The sequence below is a fragment of the Marivita sp. genome (assembly GCF_965656765.1).
Taxonomy (GTDB): Bacteria; Pseudomonadota; Alphaproteobacteria; order Rhodobacterales; family Rhodobacteraceae; genus Marivita.
On record NZ_CBFHLV010000121.1, the window covers coordinates 1 to 3,101 of the forward strand.

The window sequence follows — 3,101 nt, forward strand, 5'->3', positions numbered from 1 at the left end:
GGGCGTTGGGATGACACCTGTGCGTGAGGCCTTGCGGCGGCTGACAGCCGAAGGTGCGCTAGAGTTTTTGGGAAACCGGCGAATCGCAGTTCCCGTGCTTGATACACAAGCAATCGAGGAGCTAACGATTGCCCGAAAGGCACTTGAGCCGGAGCTTGCGGCGCGTGCGGCGCAACGGGCAACGGCGGATGATGTGTCCCTTCTGCGCAAGATCGATACTTTGCTGGATGACGCGATCCGTCGCGGGGATGTTCGGAGTTACCTTGTTGAGAACCACCGCTTCCACACGGAATTGAACAGTCTTGCGCAGGCCCCTATCCTGACCGAAATGGTGGATCGGCTGTGGCTGCGGTTTGGACCATCGCTACGTGTGGTCTGCGGGCAGTTTGGCACGCGCAACCTACCGGATCGCCACAAAGACGTGCTCGCTGCGCTGGCTATTCGGGATGCTTCGGCCGCAGCAGAGGCGATGGAAGGCGATGTCACACAGGGTATGGAACAAATCCGTCAGGGACTTGTCTGATTCGATTGACTTGGAATAATTTGATCATATTTTTGCAGAGACACGTTTTAAAGGATCTGTCCCCATGGCTTTGATCACCAACCACATGCCCACCGCTGAATTACAAGCGCTGGATGCTGCGCATCATATGCACCCTTTTACGCATGGGGCCGGGCTTGCCGGGACGGGCGCGCGGGTGATCACACGTGCGGACGGTGTCTGGCTCAATGACAGCGATGGCAACCGTATTCTTGACGCGATGGCTGGGCTTTGGTGCGTGAATATTGGTTACGGTCGCAAAGAGTTGGCCCAAGCCGCCGCGCGCCAGATGGAAGAGCTTCCGTATTACAATACGTTCTTTCAGACGACTCATGTACCGGCGATTGCGCTGTCTCAGAAGCTGGCGGAACTGGCGCCGGATGGGTTTAATCAGGTTTTCTTTGCCGGTTCCGGGTCAGAGGCGAACGACACAAATCTGAGATTGGTTCGGACATACTGGGACACGAAGGGTCAGCCGGACAAGAACATCATCATTTCCCGCTGGAACGCCTATCACGGGTCGTCCGTTGGGTCCGGGTCATTGGGCGGCATGAAAGGCATGCACATGCAGGGCGGGATGCCGATCCCTGACATTCACCACATTGACCAGCCAAACTGGTGGGCCGAAGGCGGTGACATGACGCCCGAGGAATTCGGCCTTGAACGCGCCCGTCAACTCGAAGCCGCCATTCTCGAACTGGGTCAGGACCGCGTCGCGGCCTTCATCGCCGAACCGGTGCAGGGCGCAGGTGGCGTGATCGTCCCGCCCGAGACCTACTGGCCCGAAATCCAGCGCATCGTCGACAAGTACGGCATCCTGCTGATCGCCGACGAAGTGATCTGCGGCTTCGGGCGCACCGGCAACTGGTTCGGCAGCCAGACCATGAACATCCGCCCGCACATCATGACCATCGCCAAGGGGCTCAGCTCCGGCTACCAGCCCATCGGCGGGTCGATCATCTGCGACGAGGTGGCCGAGGTCATCAACTCGGTCGAGTTCAACCACGGCTACACCTATTCCGGCCACCCGGTCGCCTGCGCCGTGGCGCTCGAAAACCTGCGTATCCTCGACGAAGAAGGCATCGTCACCCGCGTCCGCGAAGAAACCGCGCCGTACTTGAAGGCGAAATTCGAGGCGCTGACCGATCACCCACTTGTGGGCGAGGCCAAGATCGTCGGCCTCATGGGCAGCATCGCCCTCACCCCCAACAAAACCACCCGCGCCAAGTTTGAGGCGGACGAAGGTACCGTCGGCCTCATCTGCCGCGAACGCTGCTTTGCCAACAACCTGGTCATGCGCCACGTCGGAGACCGCATGATCATCTCCCCCCCGCTGGTGATCACGAAAGACGAGATCGACACCCTGATCGCGCGGGCCCGGCAGTCGCTGGACGAATGTCACGAGCGGTTGAAGGCGGAGGAGCTGATGAAAGCGCGTGTGGCAAGCTAACCTTCATGCAACGCACCAGCGCGGAGCAAAGGCGAAGCCGCCGCGCATCGCCAGACCGCCCCCCGGTCAGGCGATATACGGCTCGCGTTGCGCCGGCAGAGTTGGTTCTTTGATTTTTTAGAGTTGGCTAATTTCGCCTCTGAACGCCAAGAGTAGCAGCTTACCTTATTACCTTGCGAGCAAATATCACCACCAACAGCGCCATACTCACGGCACCAGCGAAAGCTTCAAGGGTGCTCAGGAAACGGAGAAATGGACGATCGGCTGAGTATGTAACGTCGCCGTAGCCCAGTGTCGTGAACGTTGTTAACGAGAAGTAGAGCGATTGGCCAACAGACTGAGCCACATTGGATGTGGAAGACGCGGCTGCATTCGGTAGACCTGCAGCAAGGTAGACAAATGCAAAAAACACGGGGATCAACGCGGTGATGAATACCGCGCGCCATGGACTGGTCGCATAGTTCGAATATGCGCCACGGCACAAACTCCCTAACCAAGTACTGAAGGTCTTGAGTGACTTCGATTTCTTGAAGGCGGGCCACAGAAGGCCTTTTCTCCTGCTTGCATGTTCAGCGGCCAAGAAAACATCCATCGTATCCCAGATTTCAGCGTCCTCGTAAGCGAGTCTAATGGAGCGGTAAATATCGGGCTTCTGGACGTCAGGGATTTCTCGCTTGCTCCATCCAGACGCAATCCTCTCTCCGAAGTTGGTTAGGTGATTGACCTTAAGCCCATGAAGGCGCGCATCCTCAAAATATGCGTCTCGCAGGTCAGAGCCACTCAAGTCGCAATACCCCATGAAGCAGTCAAAAAAGCATGCATTCTTCAAATTACAGTCGACAAACTGCGCATTAAACCCACCTGAAATGGCAAAAATCGAATGTGCGAGATTACACTTGTCAAATCTTGCGTAAGAGAAATCTGAGCACTCGAGATTGGCTCGGTTGAAATTGCACTGACCTGCCCCCCGAAACTTCCCTCAGTTTAATGTAGAGTTTGCGGGTTTGGGTTTCATATTCTTCGTCGTCGGTTTGGGCAAGCGCGTCGTGTGTGGTGCCCTCAAATTGCTCAGGCGCACGGCGCACTTCAACCGGTGTTTGGTTCTCCAGC

3 protein-coding genes are annotated in these 3,101 nt (G+C 57.0%); 2 read left to right on the forward strand and 1 reads right to left on the reverse strand.

Features of this window, described 5'->3' with window-relative positions:
• Together ACTG4M_RS17240 and ACTG4M_RS17245 are read left to right on the forward strand one after the other, a co-directional pair.
• On the forward strand, positions 1–523 hold a 523-nt coding region (locus ACTG4M_RS17240; RefSeq protein WP_439124903.1), incomplete at its 5' end, for a GntR family transcriptional regulator.
• Between the two features lie 64 nt (positions 524–587).
• Positions 588–1,991 (forward strand): aspartate aminotransferase family protein, encoded by a 1,404-nt coding sequence (locus ACTG4M_RS17245; protein WP_439124904.1) that lies wholly within the window; start codon positions 588–590, stop codon positions 1,989–1,991.
• Between the two features lie 160 nt (positions 1,992–2,151).
• Here ACTG4M_RS17245 and ACTG4M_RS17250 read toward each other — a convergent pair whose 3' ends face one another.
• Positions 2,152–2,775 carry a potassium channel family protein gene (locus ACTG4M_RS17250; RefSeq protein WP_439124905.1) on the reverse strand — a complete coding sequence of 208 codons (624 nt, stop codon included), beginning with the start codon at positions 2,773–2,775 and terminating at the stop codon, positions 2,152–2,154.
• Positions 2,776–3,101 lie beyond the last annotated feature (326 nt).

Coding starts and splice junctions, on each gene's coding strand:
- ACTG4M_RS17245 (WP_439124904.1), top strand. CDS start 588: ATGGCTTTGATCACCAACCACATGCCCACCGCTGAATTACAAGCGCTG.